The sequence below is a fragment of the Ensifer sp. 2TAB8 genome, from assembly GCF_052115125.1.
Classification (GTDB): domain Bacteria; phylum Pseudomonadota; class Alphaproteobacteria; order Rhizobiales; family Rhizobiaceae; genus Ensifer.
Map to the genome: position 1 here is coordinate 1 of NZ_JBFRGB010000087.1, position 547 is coordinate 547.

Consider the following 547-nt stretch of genomic DNA (forward strand, 5'->3'; position numbering starts at 1 on the left):
GCCGGAACACGGCACGGGCAAGCGCGATCTCGGTTTCCGGGTTAAGCTCCGGGCGATCGTCCGGCTGGCTGTCATTGGCAAGATCAATCGCGGTGTAACCGACCTGGTCGCGGATCGCTGCCAATTGCTCGAACGCGGCGCCGTCGACCTCAATCCTCTGGGTAATCCCGAGCCGATTAACGCCGGGACGGGCGGGGCGCCCTTCCTTCGCATCTTCGGCATACATGAAGTCTGGGCCCGGACCGCCGTCCATGGCAACGACGGCAACCGGCCGCCCGGAGATCACAGCAGTGCTCGCCCGCGAGACTTCCCCTTGATCTCGACCAAGACCGGCATGAAGGAAGCCGCGCTTCTCGACTTCCTCCAGCGTCGAGAGCACGCCGGAGGGACCGAGGTCGAAGGCATGGTTGTTCGACAGCGACAGCGCCTCAAAACCGATGCCCTTCAGGGTATCGAGCACGAATGGGGCGCTGCAGCCGAAGAACGAGCCTTTGAGCGGCCAGCCACCGTGACGCCCAAGGATCGTGCCTTCGAAGTTGGTGAAGGC

Annotated in this window: 1 protein-coding gene; it reads right to left on the reverse strand. The window is 64.0% G+C overall.

Annotated features, from left to right (window positions below):
• Positions 1-547: CapA family protein (locus AB4Z53_RS35460; RefSeq protein WP_441600117.1), on the reverse strand; the 547-nt coding region annotated here is incomplete at both ends.